This is a genomic window from Stenotrophomonas sp. GW821-FHT02D01, from assembly GCF_059421765.1.
In genome coordinates this window covers 16,985-39,390 of record NZ_JBWKVP010000009.1, presented here as the reverse complement: position 1 = coordinate 39,390, position 22,406 = coordinate 16,985, and the positions used below count along the sequence as shown (strand labels likewise).

The window sequence follows — 22,406 nt, the reverse complement described above, 5'->3', positions numbered from 1 at the left end:
TTCACGGGTTGGCTTGGGCCGTGGGCAGATTGCCAGCCATGGGCTGGCATTACTGTGGTTTGGCGAAGACGTCCAGGCCTTTGCCGGTTTCCAGCAGCGATTTCAGGCTCGACAGCACGATCGGCCAGCCCTGGCGGATGCCGGTATCCATGCCGCTGCCCGGTTCCAGCTCGTCATGGGTCACCGTCAGCTTGACCATGTCCTCATACGGCACGATCTCGAACGTCACCCGGCTGTAGGCTTTCGGATTGTCCGCCTGCGAGGCGGCAGCCCAGGTGATCACCAGCCGCGAGGGTGGGGTGTTTTCCACCACTTCGCCTACCAGTTCGACCTTGCGCTCGTCATTGGCGCGCACGTGCTGCCAGCGCGAGCCGGGTTTCCAGTCCGATACGTTTTCGTGCCCCCAGTAGGTGCGGGCAATCTCCGGCCGGGTGATGGCTTCGAACACCTTCTGCGGCGTGGAGGCGATATAGATCACGTGGATGAAACGGGTGGATTCAGCGCTCATCGTCATTCTCCTTCCAGTTCCTGTTTGAGGTCATGCAGCAGGCTCAGGCGCTGCTGCTCGAACTTGCTTACCCAGCGCGTATAGACATCGTGCAGCGGCACCGGGTTGATGAAGTGCAGCTTCTCGCGGCCACGCCTGACGGTGCTGATCAGGTTGGCGTCTTCCAGCAGGCCCAGGTGCTGGGTAACCGATTGCCGGGCCATCTGCAGGTGCTCGCAGAGCTGCCCCAGCGTCTGTCCGTTGCGCTCGCACAGCAGGTCCAGCAGCGTGCGGCGCGTGGGGTCGGCCAGTGCCTTGAACACCTTGTCTGCATCCATGGGGTGCCTTCAGTTCCAGTTGTCGATCTTGACGTCGTGCGGGCTGGGCTGACCGCGCCCGGTTTCCAGCAGGGATTTCAGGCTCATCAGGAAGATGGCCCACTTGGTGCTGCAGTGGTGCATGAACTCCACGCGCTCCTTCCAGCCTTCATGGCTGAACAGCACGATGCAGTAGTCGCCGTCCTGGTGCAGGGCGAAACGCGCGGTGGTGCCGATCCATTCCGGTGGGCCGTCGGTGAATTCCCACAGCACCCGCTCGTTCGGCTGCAGCTGCAGCAGCTTCATCTGCATGGCGCCGATCTGCACGCCGTTGGCGGTGAAGCGGGCGGTGATGGTGCCGCCGATGTGGCGGTCGCCGGTGGTGTCCTCGGCCCACCAGGCGGCGATGCCTTCGGGGGTGGCCAGGGCCTGGTAGACCTGGGCTGATGGGGCGTTGATGCCGACTCTGTGTGCGATATCCACCATGACTGCGGCTCCACGGTGGGCGGCGGGTGCCGTCCGTGGGATCACAATAGGCAGGTAAATGCCTGCATGTCAACTCCGTCGCCGTGGAGCCTTGGCCGGTGGATGCGGCGCCATGGATTTTCGCCGTGGTAGTGCCGGCCGCTGGCCGGCAGCCTGGGGGAAGGTGGGTGATTGCAGCTGCCGGCCAGCGGCCGGCACTACCAGTCAATGCGGCGCCATGGGTTTTCGCCGTGGTCATGCCGGACCGGTCAATGAAGCGGCATGGATTGTCGGTCTGGGTAGTGCCGGCCGCTGGTCGGCCAGCTAGTGGAGTGAGTAATTGCAGCTGCCGGCCAGCGGCCGGCACTACCGGTCAGCGGCGCGCAATGGACTTTTGGCCGTGGTGATGCCTGGTGCGCGGCGGCATTCTGGGCGGAGCCGGGTGATTGCAGCCGTTCGGGTTCGTTGAATGAAAGGAGTACTACGCGTGAGTGATGCTGGAGAAGAGGCGCTGACGATTCGTCGCGCCAGCGTGGCCGATGCGCCTGCGGTGCTGGAGCTGTTCGATGAAGTGATTGCGTGGTTCGTGGCCATCGGCAATCCGCAGCAGTGGGGTACCGAGGCGTGGTCGTCCATTCCGCGCCGCATTACCCAGGTGACCGATGCCTGCGCACTGCCCGGTGCGTGGGTGGCGGAAACCGCGCAGGGCAAGGTGCGTGCGTTCCTGGCGTTGGGCGAGGCCATGCCCTATGTGCCTGCGGCGACCGAGCCGGAGCTGTACGTGCGCGTGTTGATTGCTTCGCGCGATGCGCGGGTGCGTGGCATCGGCCGGCGTTTGATGGCGTTTGCCGACGAGCAGGCACGCGCAGCGGGATTGGATTACCTGCGCGTGGATTGCTATGGCGGTGGCAGTGGCGAGCTGGTGCGCTTCTACGAATCGTGCGGTTACGAACGGCTGTCGACCTTCAACGTGGATGGCTGGCCGGGGCAGGTGCTGGGCCGCCGTCTGTGACCTGGCGGCGTCTCAGTTCTCTGCGTCCTGTAGTGCTGCATGCAGTTTGTCGGTGATCTGCTGCAGCGCGGCCAGGTCATCGGCTGAGAGATGATCGAGGAAATTCCGGCGCACGCTGGCGACGTGTACCGGCCGCGCTGCGCCTAGCTGGGTGCGGCCTTCTGCGGTCATGCGGATCACCACCACGTTGTCACTGTCGGTGTCGCGCTCGATCAGGCGACGGCCGGCCATGCGGGTGAGTTGGTGCGAGAGCCGGGTTTTGTCCCATTCCAGGTAGTCCAGCAGTTCGCGCTGGCGGCGGCAGCGGTCCTTGGCCTTGCTCAGTTCCATCAGCACGACAAAGTCGGCACTGGAAAGCCCGGTGCTGCGGGTGATGTCGTGGACGATGCGGCCGGAGGTGATCTCGGCCATGCGCCGGAAGCCGCGCCAAGCGGCCCACTCGTCAGGGGTGATGGTGGGTGGGGTCATGCGCCCACGTTGCCCGGGACGGGTTGACGTGTCAACCTGAACGTTCTACGGTTGATATATCAACCACCAGCAGGCCACCTCATGCCGCACCCTCCACGTATCGCCATCATCGGCGCGGGCCCCGCCGGCCTGACGGCCGCGCTCATCCTGCATCGCGGCGGCCATCGGGTGAGCGTGTACGAGGGCGAGTCGTCCAAGCAGCAGCGCACCCAGGGCGGCACGCTGGACCTGCACGAGGATTCCGGCCAGGTGGCGTTGCAGCGCGCCGGTCTGCTGGAGGCGTTCCGGGTGGTGGCGCGCCATGAAGGCCAGGAGGCGCGGGTGGGTGATCCGTGGTCCGGGGCGATTACCGCAGGTGGGTTCGGGCCGGAGGGAACCATGGACAAGCCGGAGATCGACCGCGGTGACCTGCGCCAGTTGCTGCTGGACGCGTTGCCGGCCGACACGGTGCAGTGGGGCCATTGCCTGAGTGAGATGGAACCTGCAGATGCCGGCCGCCACAGCCTGCGCTTCGCCAATGGCGTGCAGGCCAAGGCGGACATCGTGATTGGTGCCGATGGTGCGTGGTCGAAAGTCCGCGCTGCGTTGAGTGCGTGCCAGCCGCTGCCGACCGGCATTACTTTCTTTGAAGGATGGATCGCGCAGCCTGCGGCGGATATCGCGGGCATGGTGGGGCAGGGCAGCCTGTTCTGCTTTGGCGGCGAGGAAGCGCTGTTCGGTCAGCGCAACAGCGGCGATCGATTCTGCGTGTATGCAGCGCTGAAGCGGCCTTCTGATTGGCTTGATGCGCAGATCGCGCAGCAAGGCATGCGCGCGCTGGTGACAGGCAGCTACACCGGCTGGGCACCGAACCTGCGGCGGCTGCTGGAGGCGTGCACCGACTTCGTGCGGCGGCCGATCTACAGCCTGCCGCCGGATTTCCGTTGGACACCACGCAACGGCGTGACACTGATCGGCGATGCTGCCCATCTGATGCCGCCGGTGGGCGTGGGCGTGAACCTGGCGATGCTGGACGCGTCGGATGTGGCGATGGCGTTGTGTGCGCAGCCGGATGCGGTGAGTGCCATTCGCCACGCCGAGTCCATTGTGCGTGAGCGCGCCAGCGCGCTGATGCCGGACGCCATCGACGGGTTCCAGCGCTGGTTCACTGCCGAGGGGACCGCTGACGGCGGTTGAGGCCGCTTGCAACGCGGGGACGGGAAGCACCTGCGTCACTGCGTCGCAGCCTCTCTGCAGGATGCGGTACATCGGTTCAGAGCTAGAGTGGGGGCTACCCCATCCAGGAAGGAGACGCGCATGTACTACAGCAGTGGCAACTACGAGGCCTTCGCGCGCCCGCGCAAGCCAGCGGGCGTGGACAACAAGACGGCCTGGTTCGTAGGCTCGGGCCTCGCTTCGCTGGCCGGTGCGGCGTTCCTGGTGCGCGATGGGCGCATGCCCGGCGAGCGCATCACCATCCTGGAACAGCAGCAGATTGCCGGCGGCGCGCTGGATGGCCTGAAGGTGCCGGAGAAGGGTTTCGTGATCCGTGGTGGCCGCGAGATGGAAGACCATTTCGAGTGCCTGTGGGATCTGTTCCGCTCGATTCCGTCGCTGGAAATCGACGATGCCAGTGTGCTGGACGAGTTCTACTGGTTGAACAAGGACGACCCGAACTATTCGCTGCAGCGTGCCACGATCAATCGCGGCGAAGATGCGCATACCGATGGCTTGTTCACCCTGAGCGAGCAGGCGCAGAAGGACGTGATCGCGCTGTTCCTGGCCACCCGGCAGGAAATGGAGAACAAGCGCATCAACGAAGTGCTTGGCCGCGATTTCCTGGACAGCAATTTCTGGCTGTACTGGCGCACGATGTTCGCGTTCGAGGAATGGCACTCGGCGCTGGAGATGAAGCTGTACCTGCATCGTTTCATCCACCATATCGGCGGGCTGCCGGATTTCTCGGCGCTGAAGTTCACCAAGTACAACCAGTACGAATCGCTGGTGCTGCCGCTGGTCAAGTGGCTGCAGGAGCGCGGCGTGCGGTTCCAGTACGGCACTGAAGTGACCGATGTGGACTTCGCGCTGCAGGCGGGCCGCAAGCAGGCCACGCGCATCCACTGGATGCAGGATGGACAGGCCGGTGGCGTGGACCTGGGCGCGGACGATCTGGTGTTCATGACGATCGGCTCGCTGACCGAGAATTCCGACAACGGCGATCACCACACCGCTGCGCGCTTGAATGAAGGCCCGGCACCGGCTTGGGACCTGTGGCGACGCATCGCGGCCAAGGATGCGGCGTTCGGGCGCCCGGATGTATTCGGTGCGCATATACCGGAAACCAAGTGGGAATCGGCGACGGTAACCACGTTGGACGCGCGCATTCCGGCGTACATCGAGAAGATTGCCAAGCGCGATCCGTTCAGCGGCCAGGTGGTGACTGGTGGCATCGTGAGCGTGCGTGACTCGCGCTGGCTGATGAGCTGGACGGTGAACCGCCAGCCGCACTTCAAGAACCAGCCGAAAGACCAGATCGTGGTGTGGGTGTATTCGCTGTTCGTGGATACGCCGGGCGATTACGTGAACAAGCCGATGCAGGACTGCACGGGCGAGGAGATCACCCGCGAGTGGCTGTACCACCTGGGTGTGCCGGTGGAGGAGATCGACGAGCTGGCGGCGACCGGGGCGAAGACGGTGCCGGTGATGATGCCGTACATCACTGCGTTCTTCATGCCGCGCCAGGCCGGTGACCGCCCGGACGTGGTGCCGGAAGGCGCGGTGAACTTCGCGTTCATCGGCCAGTTCGCCGAATCGAAGCAGCGCGACTGCATCTTCACCACCGAGTATTCGGTGCGCACGCCGATGGAAGCGGTGTACACGATGCTGGGCATCGAGCGCGGCGTGCCGGAGGTGTTTAATTCCACCTACGACGTGCGCACGCTGCTGGCCGCGACCGGGCGTCTTCGCGATGGCAAGGAACTGGACATTCCGGGGCCGGCGTTCCTGCGCAACCTGCTGATGAACAAGCTGGACAAGACCCAGATTGGTGGGCTGTTGCGTGAGTTCAAGCTGGTGCAGGACGACTGAGGGAGCGGGGCGCAGGTAGCGCCGGGCCACGCCCGGCGGCTTCTTTCGGTGCCGCATCGCGCGCCGGGCCATGCCCGGCGCTACCGCCCGCACTTACACCCCGCCGTCGGTCGAGCGGCTCAGCTGTTCCCACGCGTCGATGCTGCCGGTCATCGATGCCAGCTTTGTCCGCACCAGCTGCACTGCATCGCTGCCCAACAGAAGATGGCTGGGCGGTGCATCGCTGTCGATCACCTGCAGCATGGCTTGCGCGGCCTTGATCGGGTCGCCCAGCTGATGGCCGCTCTTTTCCTCGCGTGCGCTGCGGATCGGGTCGAACAGCGCGTCGTAGTCGCCGATGCTGCGCGAGGCCCGCACCATCGAACGGCCAGCCCAATCGGTGCGGAACGAGCCCGGCGCGATCGCGGTCACGTGGATGCCGAGTGACGCCACTTCCTTGCCCAGCACCTCGCTGATGCCTTCCAGCGCAAACTTGCTGCCGCAGTACCAGGCGATGCCCGGCAAGGTGATGAAGCCGCCCATGGAGGTGATGTTGAGGATGTGGCCGCGGCGGCGCGCGCGCATGTGCGGCAGCACGGCCTTGATCAGTGCGGCGGGACCGAACACGTTCACTTCGAACTGATGGCGCAGTTCGTCCAGCGTGGATTCTTCGAGGATGCCTTCGTGGCCGTAGCCGGCGTTGTTGACCAGCACGTCGATGGCGCCGATGTCGGCTTCGACGGTGGCCACCAGTGCATCGATGGCTGCGGCGTCGGTGACGTCCAGCAGGCGGCCGAAGGCGCGACCGGGTGCGAGGGCTGCAAATTGCTGGCGGGCCGATTCGCTGCGCACGGTGCCGACCACGCGATGCCCGGCCAGCAGGGCCTGCTGGGCCAGGGCCCGGCCGAAGCCGCTGCTGACGCCGGTGATGAGGAGGAGGCGGGATACGGTCATGGCTGAGGGCTCGTGGCTGGGGAGTTGCACGTTAGTGATTGAGTGCGCGGCCGCCCAGGCCTAAGCTTCGGGCTTTCTTGCCTATTCCTCTGGATCACCTGATGGGGCCGCCTGACGATCCGCTGCAACATCCGGCCCAGGCACGCATGGTGGGCCTGCTGCAGGCGCTGGCCGTGGACGAGGGCTACACGCTGACGGCAGTGCCCGGGGTGCGGCTGCTGCGCTCAAACCGGCCACTGGCGCGCACGCCGGTGCTGTACGACCCCGGCATCGTGATCGTCTGCCAGGGGGTGAAGCGCGGCTATCTGGGCGGGCAGGTCTACCAGTACGACGCGCAGCACTACCTGGCAGTGTCGGTGCCGGTGCCCTTCACCATGGAAACCGAGGCCACGGCCGAGGCGCCGCTGCTGGCGATCTACCTGCATCTTGATCTGCAGCTGGCCGCAGATCTGCTGATAGAACTTGGCGAGCGCACTGCCAGCACCGAAGCGCCGGCAAGAAGCATGATGTCCAGCCCGATGCAGCCTGCGATGCAGGCCACGGTGCTGCGATTGCTGGAAGCGCTGGCCGATCCATTGGAGGCCGACGTGCTGGGCCCCTCGCTGGTGCGCGAGCTGTATTTCCGGGTGCTGACCGGCGCACAGGGTGGGGCGCTGCGCGAGGCGCTGGCGATGCGCGGGCGCTTCGGCCGCATCGGCAAGGTGCTGCGGCATATCCACGCGGCCTATTCGACGGCGTTGGATGTGGATGCGCTGGCAGCGCAGGCGGAGATGAGCGTGGCCACGTTCCATGATCACTTCCGCAGCATTACCGGTACCTCGCCGATGCAGTATGTGAAGTCCACGCGGCTGCATCAGGCGCGGCTGCTGATGCTGCGGCAGGGCATGACGGCTGAGGCGGCATCGTTGGCGGTGGGGTACGCCAGCCCGTCGCAGTTCAACCGGGAGTTCAAGCGCTTGTTCGGGTTGCCGCCGGCGGCCGAGGTGGCGCGCATGCGGCGAAGTTTTGCGCTGCCGCCGGCGCCGGCCGATGCGCTGTATGTGTCTTCGCACTGACCGCTGGGCTCGCCGGGCATGGCCCGGCGCTACCGTTGGGCGGGCGTGTGGCCTGGGTAGGGCCGGGCCGCGTGCGACAAACGACGCGCTTGACATGCAATCTACCTACTAGTAGGTTTGCATCCATGAAAGAGTCACTGTCCCCCAAGGCCCACGAGATCCTGGCCCACGCCCGTTCGCTGCTGGAAGCCGGTGGCTACAACGGTTTCAGCTATGCCGACGTGTCCGCGCGGGTGAACATCAGCAAGGCCAGCATCCACCACCATTTCCCCAGCAAGGCGGATCTGGTGCGGACGGTGGTGGAGCTGTACCGGGCGGAGGCACGGGAAGGCCTGGCGCTGCTGGACCGGCAGCTGGGCGATCCGTTGCTGGCGCTCAACGCCTACGTGGATTACTGGTCCAGCTGCATTGCCGGTGGCACCTCGTCGTTCTGCATCTGCGCGATGCTGGCGGCCGAAGCGCCGATGATCCCCGACGAGATTGCCGATGAAGTGCGCGGGCATTTCGAGGATCTGAGCGGCTGGCTGACGATCACGCTGGAAAAGGGTGCGGCGCAGGGGCAGCTGAGGCTGCAGGGCACGCCTGCCGATGAGGCCAAGGCGTTCATGGCCTCGGTGCACGGCGCGATGCTAGCCGCGCGTGGGTTTGGTGATGCGGCGACGTTCGCGGCACTCGCACGGTTGTCGATTGCCCGGCTGGTGCCGGCGGTCTGAATGTTTCGATGAAGGCCTGCGCGGAGCGGGCCTTCTTTTTGTCCGTATAGACTACCTACTAGTAGGTTCAAAACTCCAGCAGAGGTCGCCATGAGTCATCCGCTTTCTTCCTTGGGCATCGTGCACACCGCGATCAGCCTGGTTCCCATCGCTGCCGGCCTGTTCGGTTTCATCCGGTATCGGGCCATTGATCCGGCTACGCGCGCCGGCAAGCTCTATCTGCTGGGGTTGGTGCTGTCGGTGGTGACCTCGTTCACCGTCTCCAGCACCGGGGGCCTCAATCCTGGCCATGCGTTTGGTGTGGTGATTCTGCTGATTGCATTCGGCGGCGTGCTGGCGACGCGGCTGCGGTTCCTGGGGCGGTTGGCGCCTTATCTGTCGACATTCGCGCTGTCTTTCAGCTTCCTGCTGTCGCTGGTGCCAGGCGTGAATGAAACGCTGACACGCTTGCCGGTGGCGCACCCGATTGCGCCTGCACCGTTGGCGCCGGTGATCCTGCAGACGTTGCTGGGGTGCGCGGTGGTGTTTGCGATCGGATTCGTGGCGCAGTGCTGGCGGATACATGCGGGCAACGCACGCGCACGCGTCTGACGCTGCAAGGGACAGTCCGGATGATCAGTCCGCCAGCGGCGCTGGTGCGTCTTCGCCGTAAGTGGCGTAGGCGCTGCCACACGTCGCGTGTGCCGCCGCATTGGCAGGCAGGCCGGTGGCCTTGATGCCACGCCGGGAATCGCCCGTGAGCACTTCCACGTAGCGCTCTGCTGCCATCGTGCCGTCGGGCAGAACATAGAGCAGCACGCGCTGCAGGGTGGATTGGCCATCCAGTGGCTGTGGCTGGCGGAATGCAGGAACCTGCACGCGTGCGCGATGCCATACCTGCGGTGCGGCGGCAGTCTGCCAGCGAACCTGCAACGGCTGGTCGAGATTCAACAGCGCGACGCCGGTGGTGTGGTTGGACGCCGTGCACGCGGCCGGGGGCGCAGGAATGGGCGCGATGGCGTCGTCGCCGATGTCCAGCGTCGCGCCATTGATTTCCAGGCGCACGATCGGCGCGGCGCCGTAGTTGTGCGTCTTGAACTGCACCAGCCCTTCCACGCGGCTGCGCTCGAGCTCGTATTCGGTAGCGCCGGCCAGACGCGCCAGCGCGGGGGCAACCTCGACGTGGTCGGCATAGTGGTAGTAGAGGTGCACGATGCCTGGCCCCCCCGATGTGCCCCACACGCGGATGAGCGCTGTGGTATCCGGATAGGACTGGCGACGCAGGGGCAGGGTGCTTGCAGTGCCTTCGGAGGGCGCGCCATAGCGGTAGCGGTCGATGCCCGGCTTCAGTCGTGCGTTGTCGTAGGGGAAAGCGCTGTCTGCATCGGACTGCGCGTTCGGGTAGCGGTGGAAGGCAACGAAGCGCTGGGGGTTGTCGCCTTGCATGGGCAGGTCCGGTCCCGCGCCGGAGTAGGTGGAGGCATAGGGTGAGGTGTCCAGCCACAGTGCATGGCCACTGAGGTTGATGTGCGTTTCTGCGATGGCCGCACGCGAGCCACCGGTGGCGGTATCCAAGCGCCCGCGCAGTGAATCACCCAGCGGATAGATGAGCAGGGCGAGGACAGTGGGCACGAACATCAGGGCATGCACCCGGCCCGGCACGTACCCGCGCTCGCGCACCATGTAGCGGCCCCAGGCCAGCAGGAGCAGCACCAGCAGCGGCACCCCGATCCACAGCGCAAGGGTGATCAACGCCACCACGCCCCAGCCGAGATTCGGGGTGCAGACCGCGATCAGGCCGAGCGCGGCGAGAAGGCTGGCCAGGACCAGCGAGACGCCGATACCGAAGCGGTAGTTCCTGTACGGGGTAGCAGTCATCACCGTTCCATCGGCAGGCCAGGGCGTGCCTGCATCTTGCCGGGTGGATCGCTGCCTGCAAAGACGGCGAGGCTGTCAGCAACCCACCAGCCGGTCGGCGCTGAGGCCACTGCGGTGCTGGTTGCGGTATTCGATGGGGCTGGCATCGACCATGCCGCGGAAGTGCCGGCGGAACGATTCCTGCGAGCCGAACCCCGCCTGTTCGGCCACCCATTGCAGCGGACGGTCGGTGGTTTCCAGCAGTTCGCGTGCGTAGGCCACGCGTTCGCGGATGAGCCAATCGATGGGCGACAGGCCGGTGGCTTCCAGGAACTGCCGCTGCAGGGTGCGCTGGCTGAGTGCGGCCTGTTCGGCCAGGCTGCCCAGCGAATGCGGCTCGCGCAGGTTGCGGCGCATCCATTCCATCAGTTTCGCCAGCCGCGTGGGCTCGCCCAGCGGGATCGCGCGGCTGACCCGCTGGCTGCGTTCGGCATCACGCCAGGGTGCCAGCACCAGCCGTTCGGCCACCAGATTGGCCACGCGCGCGCCGTAATCCTTGCGCACCATGTGCAGCATCATGTCCATGCCGGTAGCCGAGCCGGCCGAGGTGATGATGCTGCCGGCGTCCACGTACAGCACATCGTCGCGCACGTGGATACGTGGGAACTCGCGGGCGAGTGTGTCGGTGAGCCGCCAGTGGGTGGTGGCCTGGCGACCATCGAGCAGGCCAGCCCAGGCGAGCACGAATGCACCGGAGCAGATGGACGTGATGCGTGCGCCGCGCGCGTGGGCGCGGGTGAGGGCATCAAGCAACGCCTGCGGTGGGCGCTCGCTGGGTTCGCGCCAACCGGGAATGACGATGATGTCGGCGTCGTCGACGGCGCTCAGATCGTAGGGCAGCTGCACCTGCGCGCTGCCGAGCATGCGCAGTGCACCGGGCTCGCCAGCGCAGAGCTGGGTGCGGTACCAGGCCACGCCCAGTTCAGGGCGGATGGGTGCGAACAGGCCGACCGCGCAGCCGAATTCGAACAGGCCCTGGCCGTGGCAGGCCACGATGGCGACGGTGGGCGCGGTCGGATCGGCAGGCAGGGTGGGCATGGCTTGATGCTACCGATGAAGGCACGTGCCGCTGAGTGGCGCGCGGGCATGAGGTGATGCCCGCGGGGTATATGGAGACAGGGGTCAGATCCTTTCCGCAGGAAGGGCTCTGACCCTGCGGATTCGCGTGTATGGGGTCAGAGCCCTTTCCTTTGGAAAGGGATCCGACCCGGTGTGTGCAGGCTGCGTAAGATCATTACCAGCAGTCATGTGGCTGGCGCGATGTGACGGTCACATGACGCGATATCCGCTGTTGCGTGTTGGGCGTGGGCTCTTGAATGGAGGCGTGTCTCCGGCCCACCCCCACGAGCCCCCATGCCTTCTGCCCACATTCCTGCGCTGTCCACGCTCTCCCTGCTGATTGCCGCCACTCTTGCCGCTGCCCCGGCGTATGCGGCTGAGGCCGATGCACCGTCGGCGACCACCGCCACCTCCGCCAACCTTGCCGCGTCCACGCTGGATGCGGTGGTGGTGACCGGTTCACGCACCAGCACGCGCACGGTGAAGAACAGCTCGACACCGATCGACGTGATCTCCGCCGAGGACCTGGCCGCGACCGGCCAGGCCAACCTGCTGGAAGCGCTGCAGCGCAGCCTGCCATCGTTGAGCCAGATCGGCGGTTACCAGAGCGACCAGGAAAGCCTGATCCGCGGTTACCAGCTGCGCAACCTGTCGCCGGGTTACACGCTGGTGCTGGTGAACGGCAAGCGCCGCAACGCCAGCGCGTATGTCAGTGGCGCCAACGGTGGCGGCTACCCCGGCCACGCCTGGGCCGATCTGGCGCTGATTCCGGTGTCGGCCATCGACCATGTGGAGGTGCTGCGTGATGGCGCTTCGGCCATCTATGGTTCGGACGCGATCACCGGAGTGATCAACGTGATCCTGAAATCGCAGGCGCACGGTGGCGATGTGTCGGTGGAGAGCGGGCAGAGCACCGATGGCGACGGCAGCCGCACCAGCGTGCGCGCCAACATCGGCCTGCCGTGGGGCGAGGACGGCTTCATCAACCTGTCCGGCGAGAGCACGCGCCAGCACCATGCGATCCGTACGCGGCGCTATATCGACGGCTACCTGAGTTATCCCGCCGTGGATGGCAACGGCAACCTGGTGGCGCTGCGTCCAAACAACCGCTTGCCGGCTGGAGCGACGCCGAACCCGGCCGAGGCCGGGCGCGATGCCGAGGCCAACATCATCCTCAGCTCGCCGTCGTATGCGCTGAAGGCCTTCGCGGTGAACGTGGGCCATGGTTTGGGCGAGAACGCCCAGTTCTATGCGAATGCGACCGCCAGCGACCGCACCGCGCAGGCGATCCAGAACTTCCGCCTGCCGGCGACGATCTTCACCACCTACAAGGCGCCGGGCGTGCTGCGCGTGTTTCCCGATGGCTTCCTGCCGGTGCTGGAAACCAAGGAGAAGCAGTACACCGGCACGGCCGGGGTGAAGGGCCAGGTTGCGGGGTGGGACTACGACTTCAGCCTGACCGGCAACCGCAACACGGTGCGCACCTACACCCGCAATTCGGTGAACTACTCGCTGCCGTACCCCGGCTCGCCGACCGACTTCTATGACGGCAAGCTGGATTACCAGCAGGGCATCGCCAACCTTGATCTGCGTCGCGGCTTCGAGGTGGCGGCCTTCGCATCGCCACTGGAAGTGAGTGCCGGTGCCGAGTACCAGCACGAACAATACGAACGCGGGGCAGGGCAGTGGGAGTCGTACACTGGTTTTGGTGCGGCTGCCTTCGTCGGCTACTCCACCGCCGATGCGGTGAAGGCCACCCGCAACAGCAAGGCGGTGTATGCAGGTGCAGCCACCAACATCACGTCGCGCTGGTACCTGGACGCCGCCGCGCGCTGGGAAGACCACTCGGACTTCGGCACGGTGTCGACCGGTCGGTTGACCACGCGCTTCGACTTCACCGATGCGCTGGGCGTACGTGCCACGGTCAGCAATGGCTTCCACGCGCCGAGCCTGGGCGCGCAGTTCTACCAGGCCACCGGCAGCTGCCCGTGCGGTACCACGCTGGTGGCGCAGGTCGCTTCGCCGGCAGCAGTGGCGCTGGGCGCTACGCCACTGAAGCCGGAGAAGGCCACCAACTACAGCCTCGGCGTGACCTGGGACCCGAGCCCGGCATTCCACCTGGCGGTGGATGCGTACCAGATCGACATCCGTGGCCAGCTGGGCCAGTCCAGCCAGATCGGTTACAACGCGCAGGACCCGGCACGGGTGACCGACAACAGTGGGACCGTGCTGACCGCCGCGCAGAAGAACACCATCGATGCGCTGCTGGGCACGGCCGGCATCAGCATCCTGCCCGGTGATGCGTTCTATGCCAGCTACTTCACCAACGTGGGCGACACCCGCACGCGCGGCGTGGAGCTGACCCTGGAGGCGAACCAGGAAACGCAGTGGGGCAAGCTGCGCTGGAGCTACGCGGCCAACGTGGGCCGCACCACCATCCAGAAAGTGAGCGCGATTCCGCAGGCGTTGCAGGGGCTGCCGAACATCAACCTGCTGACCAAGTCGAGCGAGTACGCGCTGCGCTTCCGCACGCCGTCGTACACGCAGGTGGCGGGGCTGGGGTGGCAGAACGGGCGCTGGCGTTCGAACGTAGACTTCACTTACTACGGCCCGATCAAGCGCCTGAACAACGGTGTGGAGTACAAGCAGCCGCCGGTGCTGGTGACCAACCTGTCCGGTGGCGTCGAGCTGGGTGCCGGTTGGAGTGCGGCGCTGGGCATCAACAACGTGTTCGACAAGCGCACCCGCAAGGTGCCTGCGTACGCACGCAGCGCCACCGATGTGGCCAGCATCGAGACCACCTGGGACAGCGGTGATGTGCTGAGCAACGTCGGGACGTTCTGGTACGGGCGTGTCAATTACCGGTTCTGAGGTTCATGCACTACGCAGCCGAGTGTGACTCGGCTCTACATGGGAGCGTTTCATGTCATCTGCATTGAATGTGGTTGCGTTGATTGGTTCGCCGACGGCGTCGGCCAACTCGCGCACGTTGCTGCTGGTGCGGCATCTGCTGGAAGAACTGCGCGAGCGGGTCAACATCAGCGTGGAGCTGGTCGAGCTGGCGCCGATCGCGCGCTCGCTTGGGCAGGCGCTGCAGCGCAGTGAAGTGGAGCCGCAGGTGGAGCGCGCGCTGGCCACGATTGAATCGGCGCAGCTGCTGGTGGCGGCCGCGCCGGTCTATCGCGGGTCCTATCCGGGCCTGTTCAAGCACCTGATCGACTTCATCGGGCTGGACGCGCTGGTGGATACGCCGGTGCTGCTGGCGGCTACCGGTGGCAGTGAGCGCCACGCGTTGGTGATCGATCATCAGCTGCGTCCACTCTTCAGCTTCCTGCAGGCGCATACGTTGCCGATCGGGGTGTATGCCACGCCGGCCGACTTCGACGGCGACCGGATCAACAGCGCTGCACTGCAGGCACGCATCCAATTGGCGGCCGAGCGAGCGGCGGGACACGTGGCGCACTTGGCGGCGGTGCTGCCTGCGCCGCTGCGCAGGATCGCCTAGGACGTGGCGGTGCAGCTGCGGCACCTGGCGTTCCTCACGCCGGGAAGCTATCTGCCGGAACAACCACGCGCGGGCCTGGACGCGACGCTGGCGCTGATCGCGTTTGCCGAACAGCTGGGCTATGACGGCGCATGGGTTCGCCACCGCCACCTGGAGCCAGGCATCAGTTCGGCAGCGGTGTTCCTGGCGGCGGCCAGCCAGCACACCACGCGCATCGAACTGGGCAGTGCGGTGATCCAGCTGGGCTATGAAACACCATTCCGCCTGGCTGAGGATCTGTCGTTGCTGGACGCGCTGGCCGGTGGCCGGCTGCAGGTAGGCGTCAGTACCGGCGCGCCGCCACACGGCGGGCTGGTAGGGCCCTTGCTGTACGACAGCGACCCTGCGCGCATCGACTTTTCCCATGGCCGGGTGGCGCGGTTGCTGGAAGCGCTGCGGGGTGAACCGTTGGGCGCCGCCGATGCCGAAGTCGGCAACGCCGCCACGCGCTATCGCCCGCGTCTGCAGCCACATGCGCCGGGGTTGGTGGACCGGGTCTGGTATGGCGCTGGCTCTCTGCAGTCGGCGCGTTCTGCGGGTGAGCAGGGGCTGCATCTGCTGCTGGGCAACGTCAACCGTGCCGAGCTGAGTGATGACTTCTTTGGCGCGCAGTTGCAGCACCTGCAGGCCTATCGTGCGGCATTGCCGGTAGGCAGCGCACGCCGCGTGGCGGTGGGGCGGGTGCTGGTGCCCACCGACGGTGTGGATGCGGCCACGCGGCAGCGGATCGAGGCCTTCAGTGCCCAGCGGCATGCGCGCACCCTGGCCCCGCAAGGGCCGCGACGCACGATGTTCGCACCCGACGTGGTCGGCAGCACGGCGCAGATCATCGCGCGGTTGCAGGCCGATCCGCTGCTGCAGCAGGTGGACGAGCTGCGGGTGGAACTGCCTTATGAACTGCCCGAGCAGGACTACCGGCGCATCCTCACCACGGTGATCGAGGACATCGCGCCGGCGCTGGGCTGGCGCGCACCTGCGCAAGCGGCGTGATGCCGCCCGCGCCCATAACGGCCGGCAGTCTGCTTATTGCCAACCTGCATCTGCATGGCCGGATCCGACCGTGGATTGTCGAGTTCCTGCGCTGGCATCGGGCCGTCCTTCTCTAGCATCGATATCGAAGCGGCAGTGCATTGCCGGCCCCAACGAGGACGATCCCGTGGCTGTAGACGCAACCCACAAACCCATCCTGTTCCTGCTGGACCGCGAGTTCGAGGACGGCCAGCTGCCCGGCCAGCGCTTCTTCTGCCGGCACAGCCTGCTGCTGGAAGGTGCGCTGTCGAGCATCGAGGGCCTGGACGCGCAACTGGATGTGCGCCGCATCGGCTTCAGCCGGCCGCGCCGCGAGGTGATCGCCGAGATCGGCGAGCAGGACCAGTCGCTGCCGAAGCTGGTGCTGCCACAGGGCGTGGTCAATGAGCACGCCAGTGGCGAGTACCAGCAACGCCAGTACATCTCCGGTGCCGAGCCGATCCTGGCGGCACTGAATGGCCTGCTCGGCATTCCCGTGGCCCATCCCTGAGCGAGGACGTGACGATGAGCTACCTCACCAGCGTGTTGGACAAGAGCCCGGTGGCCGACGGCAGCACGCCGGAACAGGCGCTGCGCAACAGCCTGCAGTTGGCGCAGCGCGCCGAGCAACTGGGTTACCACCGCTACTGGTTTGCCGAACACCATGCCGCGCCGACGCTGGCCAGCCCGGCACCGGAAGTGCTGGCGGCGTGGGTGCTGGCGCAGACCCGGCGCATCCGCATCGGCAGTGGCGGGGTGATGCTGCGCCACTACGCACCGTACAAGGTGGCCGAGAACTTCAATCTGCTGGCGGCACTGGCGCCAGGGCGGGTAGATCTGGGCGTAGGCAAGGCGCCGGGTGGTCTACCTGCATCGACCGCCGCACTGGCCGCCGGGCGTCCGGCGTTCGCCGATTTCGACCAGCAGCTGCGCGACCTGGAAGGATATCTGTCTGATACGCAGGCTGATGCGAAGGCGCGGCCGATTCCGCAGACGGCGCCGGAGCGCTTCCTGCTGGGTGCAAGCCCGCAGAGCGCGCGGCAGGCTGCGGAACTTGGCTGGCGCTTCGTGTATGCCGCGCACTTCGATGGTGACCCGAAGCACATCGAGGCCGCCTTCGAGGCGTATCGCACGGTCTCCACGCACGCACCGTTGCTGGCAACCGTGGCCTTCGCCGCGCCCACCAGCGAGGCCGCCGCCCGCTATATCGGCGCGCTGCGGGTCTACAAGCTGCACCTGGCCCCAGGGCAGACGGTGAACCTGCCCAGCCCCGAGGCCGCTGCCGAGTACGCAAGGCAGGTGGGTGTCACTGATTTCCGCGTCGAAGAAACACGCCCCAGCGTGCTCTCTGGCGATGCACAGCATGTACGCAGCGAGCTGGATGCGCTGCACCGCCGCTTCGGCGTCGGTGAATTCATCCTCGACGCGCCGGTGGCCGACCTCGACGCACGCCTGACGTCCCTTGAACTGCTGTCGCCCGCACCCCGCGCGGCGGTGGCCTGACTGCTGGAGCGACCCCATGAGCACGACCCCGCGTCCCATCCCGTTCGGCATCATGCTGCAGGGCCCCGGCAGCCACATGCATGCGTGGAAGCACCCGTCCAACGTGCCCGATGCCAGCGTCAACCTGCGCTACTACATCGACATCGCGCGTACCGCCGAGGATAACGGCATCGCCTTCGGCTTCGTTGCCGATGGGCTGTACATCAACGAGAAGTCGATCCCGCATTTCCTCAACCGCTTCGAGCCGATCTCGCTGCTGTCGGCGCTGGCGACGGCGACGAAGAAGATCGGCCTGGCCGGAACGCTCTCCACCTCGTACAGCGACCCGTTCACCGTGGCGCGCCAATTCGCTTCGCTGGATCTGCTCAGCGGTGGCCGTGCAGGGTGGAACGTGGTGACCTCGCCGCTGGAAGGCTCGGGACGAAATTACGGGCGTCCGCATCCTGAGCATGCGCTGCGCTACCAGATTGCCGATGAGTACCTGGAGGTGGTGCAGGGGCTGTGGGATTCGTGGGATGACGATGCGTTCGTGCGTGACCGCGACAGCGGCACGTTCTTCGCGCCGGAGAAGTTCCGCCGGCTGGATCACAAGGGCCGCTTTTTCCAGGTGGAAGGCCCACTCAACATCCAGCGCTCGCCGCAGGGCCAGCCGGTGATCTTCCAGGCCGGATCGTCCGACGATGGCATTGCGCTGGCCGGCAAGTACGCCGATGCAGTATTCACCCACGCGCCGTCGCTGGAGGAGACCCGTACGTTCACCCAGAAGGTGAAGAACTCGGCGATCGCCCATGGCCGCAGCGCCGGTGACGTCAAGATCTTCCCGGGCATCGGCCCGATCGTCGGCCGCACGGAGGAAGACGCCGAGGCCAAGTACCAGGCGATTGCCGCGCTGGCCGGGCTGGACGATGCCCTGGCGTATCTCGGCCGCTTCTTCGACCACCATGATTTCAGCCAGTACGACCCGGATGCACCGTTCCCGGAGCTGGGTGACATCGGCGCCAATTCCTTCCGCTCCACCACCGACCGCATCAAGCAGGATGCGCGCGAGCAGGGCCTGAGCCTGCGCCAGGTGGCACTGCAGGCGGTGAGCCCGCGGCCGAACTTCATCGGCACGCCGGAACATGTGGCCGACGAACTGATCCGCTGGTTCGACGCTGGCGCCAGCGATGGCTTCATCCTCGGCTTCGCCGCGCAGCGCGAAGGCCTGGATGATTTCGTAACGCTGGTGCTGCCCCTGCTGGAAGCACGCGGTTACCACCGCAGTGCACTGGAAGGACAGACCCTGCGCGACCACCTGGGCCTGCCGCGCAAGGCAAGCCGTTACAGCACCGATGCCGAGCCGGCGCGGAAGGCGGGATAAGGCGATGAGCGGAGACACTTCGGTAGCGCCGGGCCATGCCCGGCGGAGTTCGCCGGCAACGGGCGTACTGCCCGAAATCGTGGCACGTGCCGACCAGGCCATCGCGATCCGCCACGACCTGCATCAGCACCCGGAACTGGCCTTCGAAGAACACCGCACCAGCGCCCGCGTGGCCGAGCTGCTGCAGCAATGGGGCTATGCGGTCAGCACCGGCATCGGTGGCACCGGCGTGGTCGGTACGCTGCAGCGTGGGCAGGGCAGTCGCCGATTGGGTCTGCGCGCCGACATCGATGCGCTGCCGATCCATGAAGAATCCGGGCTGGCCTATGCCAGCCAGCGCGAAGGACTGATGCACGCCTGCGGCCACGATGGCCACACCGCCATCCTGCTCTCGGCTGCCCACTACCTTGCGCACCACGGGCGTTTCGATGGCACGTTGCAGCTGGTGTTCCAGCCGGCCGAGGAAACCGGCTCGGGCGCTTCGAAGATGATCGCCGATGGCCTGTTCGAGCGCTTCCCGGTCGATGCCATCTATGGCCTGCACAACTGGCCGGGCGTGCCGGTGGGGCACTTCGGCTTCGTCGACGGACCGGCAATGGCATCGGTGGACTGGGCGCGTCTGCGGGTGATCGGCAAGGGCGGCCACGGCGCCGAGCCGCAGGGCAGCGTCGATCCGATCCTGGCTGCCGCGCACATCATCACCGCGCTGCAGAGCGTGGTGTCGCGCAATGTCGATCCGCGGCAGATGGGCGTGGTCACCGTCGGCTCGATCCACGGTGGGCAGGCGGCCAATGTCATCCCCGATGTGGTGGAGCTGAAGCTGACCGTGCGCGCGTACCTGCCGGAGGTGCGCGATACGCTGCGCCGACGGGTGACCGAAATTGCCGAGCAGAGCGCCGCTGCCTTCGGTGCACGTGCCGAGATCGAATTCCCGCGCGGCTTCCCCAGCGTGATCAACCACCCCGAGCAGACGGCCTACGTCCGCGAGGTGGCGGTACTGGGGTTCGGTGCAGGGCAGGTGGTGGAGGCCTTCGCACCGCGTACCGCCAGCGAGGACTTCGCCTTCCTGCTGCAGGCGCGGCCGGGCAGTTTCGTGTTCGTCGGCAACGGCGACAGCGCGCCGCTGCACAGCCCGCGCTATGTGTTCAACGACGCGGCCATCGCCCCGGCGGCCAGCCTGTGGGCGCGTCTGGCCGAGCACTATCTGGTGGAGGACGTGGCATGAGCGTGCGGTACGACAACGATCGGTTCCTGTACACCTCGGTGGACGACCCGCTGGCGCGCCCGTTGTTCGACGGCCTGGAGCAGGAGTACGACAACCGCTATGCGGACGTGCGCCGGCGTATCGGTGGCAGTGCGCGCGAGGAACTGCAGCGCTATCCGGCCGAAGCCTTCGCTACCCCGGTCGGTGCGTTCGTGCTGCTGCTGCGCGACGGCGTGGCGATTTCCGGTGGCGCGTTCATGCCGCATCGCGATGTGGACACCGCCGAGTTCAAACGCATCTGGACGCTGCCTGGCCTGCGTCGGCAGGGCATCGCCCGGCGCGTGCTGCAGGAACTGGAAGACCAGGCTGCACGGCAGGGCTATCGGCGTGTATTCCTGACCACCGGCTTCCGCCAGCCCGAGGCGGTCGGCCTGTACCTCAGCCACGGCTACACCGCGTTGTTCGATCTGGATGCGGACCCGGAAACCATCGCGCATCTGCCGTTCGAGAAACATCTGGTGCCACAGCCACAGGCGGGCGACGCAACCGCCCTCGCACTGCATGGAGCGGCGGCATGAGTACGCCTTCCACTGCCATCGAGGGCATTGTCCGCCAGCCGGCCACGGCGCTGAAGATCGTGCCGGCGCGGCATCCGTTGCAGGTGATCGGCACGGTGTTGGCACTCGCGCTGATCCTGATCGGCCTGCAGTCGGTGCTGGGCAATCCGCGCTGGGGCTGGGGCACGTTCGCCGAGTGGTTCTTTGCCCGGCCGGTACTGGAAGGGTTGGGGCGAACGCTGCTGCTGACCGCACTCGGTACCGGCCTCGGCTTCGCGCTGGGCACCTTGCTGGCCTTGGCCCGGGTCTCCGGTTCACCGCTGTTGTCGGCGGTGTCGTGGGGCTACGTGTGGCTGTTTCGTTCGATTCCGCTGCTGGTGCTGTTGCTGCTGCTGAACAACCTGGGCTACCTGTACAGCACCATCGAACTGGGCGTTCCCTTCACCGGCATCAGCCTGTTCTCGTACCCGACCACGCAGCTGATCGGCGTGTTCACTGCCGCCGTGCTCGGCCTCACCTTGAACCAGGCGGCGTTCTCGGCCGAGGTGATCCGTGGTGGCATCCTGTCGGTCGACCACGGCCAGTACGAGGCGGCCGCAGCGTTGGGCCTGCCGCGTGGGCGCCAGGTGCGCCGCATCATCCTGCCGCAGGCGATGCGTTCGATCCTGCCCGCAGCGTTCAATGATGTGATCGGCCTGGCCAAAAGCACGTCGGTGGTCTACGTGCTGGCGTTGCCGGAGCTGTTCTACACCGTGCAGGTGATCTACCGGCGCAACCTGGAGGTGGTGCCGCTGCTGATGGTGGCTACCGTCTGGTACCTGGTGATCCTGACGGTGCTTTCGCTGCTGCAACGACGGGTGGAGCAGCGCTTTGCCCGCGGCCAGCTGCAGCACGAGCGCAACGTGTCGCGGGTATCGTCTGCAGCACCGCGGGCGGCGGCGACCGCTGCACGCGCGCCCAGCCGTGCGGCATTTGCCGTGCCGATCGAGGCCGGAACGGGCGCGGCTGTGTCCCTGCAGGGGGTGGGCAAGGCCTTCGGCGAGCAGACGGTGCTTGATGACGTGCATCTGGAACTGAGGGCCGGCAGCGTGACCGTACTGATTGGTCCGTCCGGTGCGGGCAAGTCCACGCTGCTGCGGCTGATCAATCACCTGGAGCGTGCTGACAGCGGCTTCGTCACCGTGGGCGGCCAGCTGATCGGTTACCGCCGCGACGGCGACACCCTGTACGAGCTGCCGGAAGGTGAGATCCGCCGTCGCCGCGCGGAAGTCGGCATGGTGTTCCAGGGCTTCAATCTGTTCCCGCACATGACCGCACTGGAGAACATCATCGAAGCGCCCATCGCGGTGCGCGGCATTTCGCGCGCCCAGGCCGAGCAGCAGGCACGCACCCTGCTGGAGCGGGTGGGGCTGGCCGACAAGGCCGATGCTTTCCCGCGCCAGCTGTCTGGCGGCCAGCAGCAGCGTGTGGCCATCGCCCGCGCGCTGGCCCTGCAGCCGAAGGTGCTGCTGTTCGACGAGCCGACCTCCGCGTTGGACCCGGAGCTGGTGTCGGAGGTGCTGAGCGTGATCGAGGAACTGGCCAGTTCCGGCACCACGCTGGTGATCGTCACCCACGAACTGGGCTTCGCCCGCCGCGTGGCCGACCACGTGGTGATGATGGACCAGGGCCGGGTGATCGAGCAGGGCACGCCGGACGCGCTGTTTGAACACCCGCGCCAGCAACGCACCGCCGATTTCCTGGCCAAGACCCTGTAACC

Annotated in this window: 22 protein-coding genes; 15 read left to right on the top strand and 7 right to left on the bottom strand. The window is 66.4% G+C overall.

Translation table 11 applies throughout. From position 1 onward, the window contains the following. Positions 1–49: 49 nt before the first annotated feature. The 3 genes from AC07UW_RS16345 to AC07UW_RS16335 are packed head-to-tail and all read right to left on the bottom strand — an operon-like array spanning position 50 to position 1,290. Complete coding sequence (locus tag AC07UW_RS16345) at positions 50–508, bottom strand: SRPBCC family protein (protein WP_033830924.1); 459 nt, start codon at positions 506–508, stop codon at positions 50–52. Positions 509–510: 2 nt separating this feature from the next. Beyond that, positions 511–825, bottom strand: a complete 315-nt coding sequence (locus AC07UW_RS16340) for an ArsR/SmtB family transcription factor (RefSeq protein ID WP_100436164.1) — start codon at positions 823–825, stop codon at positions 511–513. 9 nt (positions 826–834) lie between these two features. After that, on the bottom strand, positions 835–1,290 hold the full coding sequence (locus AC07UW_RS16335) for an SRPBCC family protein (RefSeq protein ID WP_495212436.1): 456 nt from the start codon (positions 1,288–1,290) through the stop codon (positions 835–837). 466 nt (positions 1,291–1,756) lie between these two features. Between AC07UW_RS16335 and AC07UW_RS16330 the strand changes: the two genes are divergently transcribed. After that, positions 1,757–2,281 (top strand): GNAT family N-acetyltransferase, encoded by a 525-nt coding sequence (locus tag AC07UW_RS16330; protein ID WP_495212435.1) that lies wholly within the window; start codon positions 1,757–1,759, stop codon positions 2,279–2,281. A 12-nt stretch (positions 2,282–2,293) separates the two neighbouring features. Here AC07UW_RS16330 and AC07UW_RS16325 read toward each other — a convergent pair whose 3' ends face one another. Then, positions 2,294–2,749, bottom strand: a complete 456-nt coding sequence (locus AC07UW_RS16325; RefSeq protein ID WP_495212434.1) for a MarR family winged helix-turn-helix transcriptional regulator — start codon at positions 2,747–2,749, stop codon at positions 2,294–2,296. Between the two features lie 81 nt (positions 2,750–2,830). Here AC07UW_RS16325 and AC07UW_RS16320 point away from each other — a divergent pair, with 81 nt between their 5' ends. Both AC07UW_RS16320 and AC07UW_RS16315 read left to right on the top strand, forming a co-directional pair. Continuing rightward, on the top strand, positions 2,831–3,925 hold the full coding sequence (locus AC07UW_RS16320; RefSeq protein ID WP_495212433.1) for an FAD-dependent oxidoreductase: 1,095 nt from the start codon (positions 2,831–2,833) through the stop codon (positions 3,923–3,925). Between the two features lie 120 nt (positions 3,926–4,045). Next, positions 4,046–5,815 carry an oleate hydratase gene (locus AC07UW_RS16315; protein WP_495212432.1) on the top strand — a complete coding sequence of 590 codons (1,770 nt, stop codon included), beginning with the start codon at positions 4,046–4,048 and terminating at the stop codon, positions 5,813–5,815. Between the two features lie 93 nt (positions 5,816–5,908). Here AC07UW_RS16315 and AC07UW_RS16310 read toward each other — a convergent pair whose 3' ends face one another. Next, positions 5,909–6,748 carry an oxidoreductase gene (locus AC07UW_RS16310; protein WP_495212431.1) on the bottom strand — a complete coding sequence of 280 codons (840 nt, stop codon included), beginning with the start codon at positions 6,746–6,748 and terminating at the stop codon, positions 5,909–5,911. A 101-nt stretch (positions 6,749–6,849) separates the two neighbouring features. Between AC07UW_RS16310 and AC07UW_RS16305 the strand changes: the two genes are divergently transcribed. The 3 genes from AC07UW_RS16305 to AC07UW_RS16295 all read left to right on the top strand — a co-directional run bounded on the left by AC07UW_RS16305 (position 6,850) and on the right by AC07UW_RS16295 (position 9,107). Beyond that, positions 6,850–7,803 carry an AraC family transcriptional regulator gene (locus AC07UW_RS16305; protein WP_495212430.1) on the top strand — a complete coding sequence of 318 codons (954 nt, stop codon included), beginning with the start codon at positions 6,850–6,852 and terminating at the stop codon, positions 7,801–7,803. A 125-nt stretch (positions 7,804–7,928) separates the two neighbouring features. After that, a complete protein-coding gene (locus AC07UW_RS16300; RefSeq protein WP_033830933.1) occupies positions 7,929–8,516 on the top strand; it encodes a TetR/AcrR family transcriptional regulator in 588 nt (195 codons plus the stop codon). Positions 8,517–8,606: 90 nt separating this feature from the next. Next, positions 8,607–9,107 (top strand): hypothetical protein, encoded by a 501-nt coding sequence (locus AC07UW_RS16295; protein WP_336027542.1) that lies wholly within the window; start codon positions 8,607–8,609, stop codon positions 9,105–9,107. Between the two features lie 24 nt (positions 9,108–9,131). Here AC07UW_RS16295 and AC07UW_RS16290 read toward each other — a convergent pair whose 3' ends face one another. Together AC07UW_RS16290 and AC07UW_RS16285 are read right to left on the bottom strand one after the other, a co-directional pair. Beyond that, positions 9,132–10,373, bottom strand: a complete 1,242-nt coding sequence (locus AC07UW_RS16290) for a hypothetical protein (protein WP_495212429.1) — start codon at positions 10,371–10,373, stop codon at positions 9,132–9,134. Between the two features lie 75 nt (positions 10,374–10,448). Beyond that, positions 10,449–11,450 carry a helix-turn-helix domain-containing protein gene (locus tag AC07UW_RS16285; RefSeq protein ID WP_336027550.1) on the bottom strand — a complete coding sequence of 334 codons (1,002 nt, stop codon included), beginning with the start codon at positions 11,448–11,450 and terminating at the stop codon, positions 10,449–10,451. 315 nt (positions 11,451–11,765) lie between these two features. On the opposite strand from AC07UW_RS16285, the gene AC07UW_RS16280 reads away from it, so the two are divergent. The 9 genes from AC07UW_RS16280 (at position 11,766) to AC07UW_RS16240 (ending at position 22,404) form a co-directional block, all read left to right on the top strand. After that, the gene (locus AC07UW_RS16280) at positions 11,766–14,342 is read left to right on the top strand and encodes a TonB-dependent receptor plug domain-containing protein (protein WP_495212428.1); all 2,577 of its coding nucleotides are present in this window, start codon (positions 11,766–11,768) and stop codon (positions 14,340–14,342) included. 52 nt (positions 14,343–14,394) lie between these two features. Then, the gene (gene msuE / locus AC07UW_RS16275) at positions 14,395–14,976 is read left to right on the top strand and encodes an FMN reductase (RefSeq protein WP_495212427.1); all 582 of its coding nucleotides are present in this window, start codon (positions 14,395–14,397) and stop codon (positions 14,974–14,976) included. Positions 14,977–14,979: 3 nt separating this feature from the next. Then, positions 14,980–16,005, top strand: coding sequence for an LLM class flavin-dependent oxidoreductase (locus AC07UW_RS16270; protein WP_495212426.1), 1,026 nt, complete (start codon positions 14,980–14,982; stop codon positions 16,003–16,005). A gap of 166 nt (positions 16,006–16,171) precedes the next feature. Next, the gene (locus AC07UW_RS16265; RefSeq protein WP_025874933.1) at positions 16,172–16,534 is read left to right on the top strand and encodes a DUF3088 family protein; all 363 of its coding nucleotides are present in this window, start codon (positions 16,172–16,174) and stop codon (positions 16,532–16,534) included. Positions 16,535–16,548: 14 nt separating this feature from the next. Next, positions 16,549–17,526, top strand: a complete 978-nt coding sequence (locus AC07UW_RS16260; RefSeq protein WP_495212425.1) for an LLM class flavin-dependent oxidoreductase — start codon at positions 16,549–16,551, stop codon at positions 17,524–17,526. A 16-nt stretch (positions 17,527–17,542) separates the two neighbouring features. Then, on the top strand, positions 17,543–18,886 hold the full coding sequence (locus AC07UW_RS16255; RefSeq protein ID WP_495212424.1) for an LLM class flavin-dependent oxidoreductase: 1,344 nt from the start codon (positions 17,543–17,545) through the stop codon (positions 18,884–18,886). A 4-nt stretch (positions 18,887–18,890) separates the two neighbouring features. Further along, entirely contained in the window at positions 18,891–20,111 is a 1,221-nt protein-coding gene (locus AC07UW_RS16250; RefSeq protein WP_495212423.1) for a M20 aminoacylase family protein, read from the top strand. Then, positions 20,108–20,668 (top strand): GNAT family N-acetyltransferase, encoded by a 561-nt coding sequence (locus tag AC07UW_RS16245; RefSeq protein ID WP_495212422.1) that lies wholly within the window; start codon positions 20,108–20,110, stop codon positions 20,666–20,668. The genes AC07UW_RS16250 and AC07UW_RS16245 overlap by 4 nt, the downstream gene beginning before the upstream one ends. After that, positions 20,665–22,404: an amino acid ABC transporter permease/ATP-binding protein gene (locus AC07UW_RS16240; RefSeq protein ID WP_336027573.1), complete on the top strand. Its 1,740-nt coding sequence runs from the start codon at positions 20,665–20,667 to the stop codon at positions 22,402–22,404. Before AC07UW_RS16245 ends, AC07UW_RS16240 begins: the two co-directional genes overlap by 4 nt. Positions 22,405–22,406: the final 2 nt, after the last annotated feature.

Bases quoted from the DNA above. Each gene is read 5' to 3' on its own strand.
- AC07UW_RS16240 (WP_336027573.1), top strand. From the start codon at position 20,665: ATGAGTACGCCTTCCACTGCCATCGAGGGCATTGTCCGCCAGCCGGCC.
- AC07UW_RS16260 (WP_495212425.1), top strand. From the start codon at position 16,549: ATGAGCTACCTCACCAGCGTGTTGGACAAGAGCCCGGTGGCCGACGGC.
- msuE (WP_495212427.1), top strand. From the start codon at position 14,395: ATGTCATCTGCATTGAATGTGGTTGCGTTGATTGGTTCGCCGACGGCG.
- AC07UW_RS16285 (WP_336027550.1), bottom strand. From the start codon at position 11,450: ATGCCCACCCTGCCTGCCGATCCGACCGCGCCCACCGTCGCCATCGTG.
- AC07UW_RS16305 (WP_495212430.1), top strand. From the start codon at position 6,850: ATGGGGCCGCCTGACGATCCGCTGCAACATCCGGCCCAGGCACGCATG.
- AC07UW_RS16250 (WP_495212423.1), top strand. From the start codon at position 18,891: ATGAGCGGAGACACTTCGGTAGCGCCGGGCCATGCCCGGCGGAGTTCG.
- AC07UW_RS16245 (WP_495212422.1), top strand. From the start codon at position 20,108: ATGAGCGTGCGGTACGACAACGATCGGTTCCTGTACACCTCGGTGGAC.
- AC07UW_RS16315 (WP_495212432.1), top strand. From the start codon at position 4,046: ATGTACTACAGCAGTGGCAACTACGAGGCCTTCGCGCGCCCGCGCAAG.
- AC07UW_RS16335 (WP_495212436.1), bottom strand. From the start codon at position 1,290: ATGGTGGATATCGCACACAGAGTCGGCATCAACGCCCCATCAGCCCAG.
- AC07UW_RS16325 (WP_495212434.1), bottom strand. From the start codon at position 2,749: ATGACCCCACCCACCATCACCCCTGACGAGTGGGCCGCTTGGCGCGGC.
- AC07UW_RS16295 (WP_336027542.1), top strand. From the start codon at position 8,607: ATGAGTCATCCGCTTTCTTCCTTGGGCATCGTGCACACCGCGATCAGC.
- AC07UW_RS16280 (WP_495212428.1), top strand. From the start codon at position 11,766: ATGCCTTCTGCCCACATTCCTGCGCTGTCCACGCTCTCCCTGCTGATT.
- AC07UW_RS16320 (WP_495212433.1), top strand. From the start codon at position 2,831: ATGCCGCACCCTCCACGTATCGCCATCATCGGCGCGGGCCCCGCCGGC.
- AC07UW_RS16345 (WP_033830924.1), bottom strand. From the start codon at position 508: ATGAGCGCTGAATCCACCCGTTTCATCCACGTGATCTATATCGCCTCC.
- AC07UW_RS16340 (WP_100436164.1), bottom strand. From the start codon at position 825: ATGGATGCAGACAAGGTGTTCAAGGCACTGGCCGACCCCACGCGCCGC.
- AC07UW_RS16300 (WP_033830933.1), top strand. From the start codon at position 7,929: ATGAAAGAGTCACTGTCCCCCAAGGCCCACGAGATCCTGGCCCACGCC.
- AC07UW_RS16290 (WP_495212429.1), bottom strand. From the start codon at position 10,373: ATGACTGCTACCCCGTACAGGAACTACCGCTTCGGTATCGGCGTCTCG.
- AC07UW_RS16255 (WP_495212424.1), top strand. From the start codon at position 17,543: ATGAGCACGACCCCGCGTCCCATCCCGTTCGGCATCATGCTGCAGGGC.
- AC07UW_RS16310 (WP_495212431.1), bottom strand. From the start codon at position 6,748: ATGACCGTATCCCGCCTCCTCCTCATCACCGGCGTCAGCAGCGGCTTC.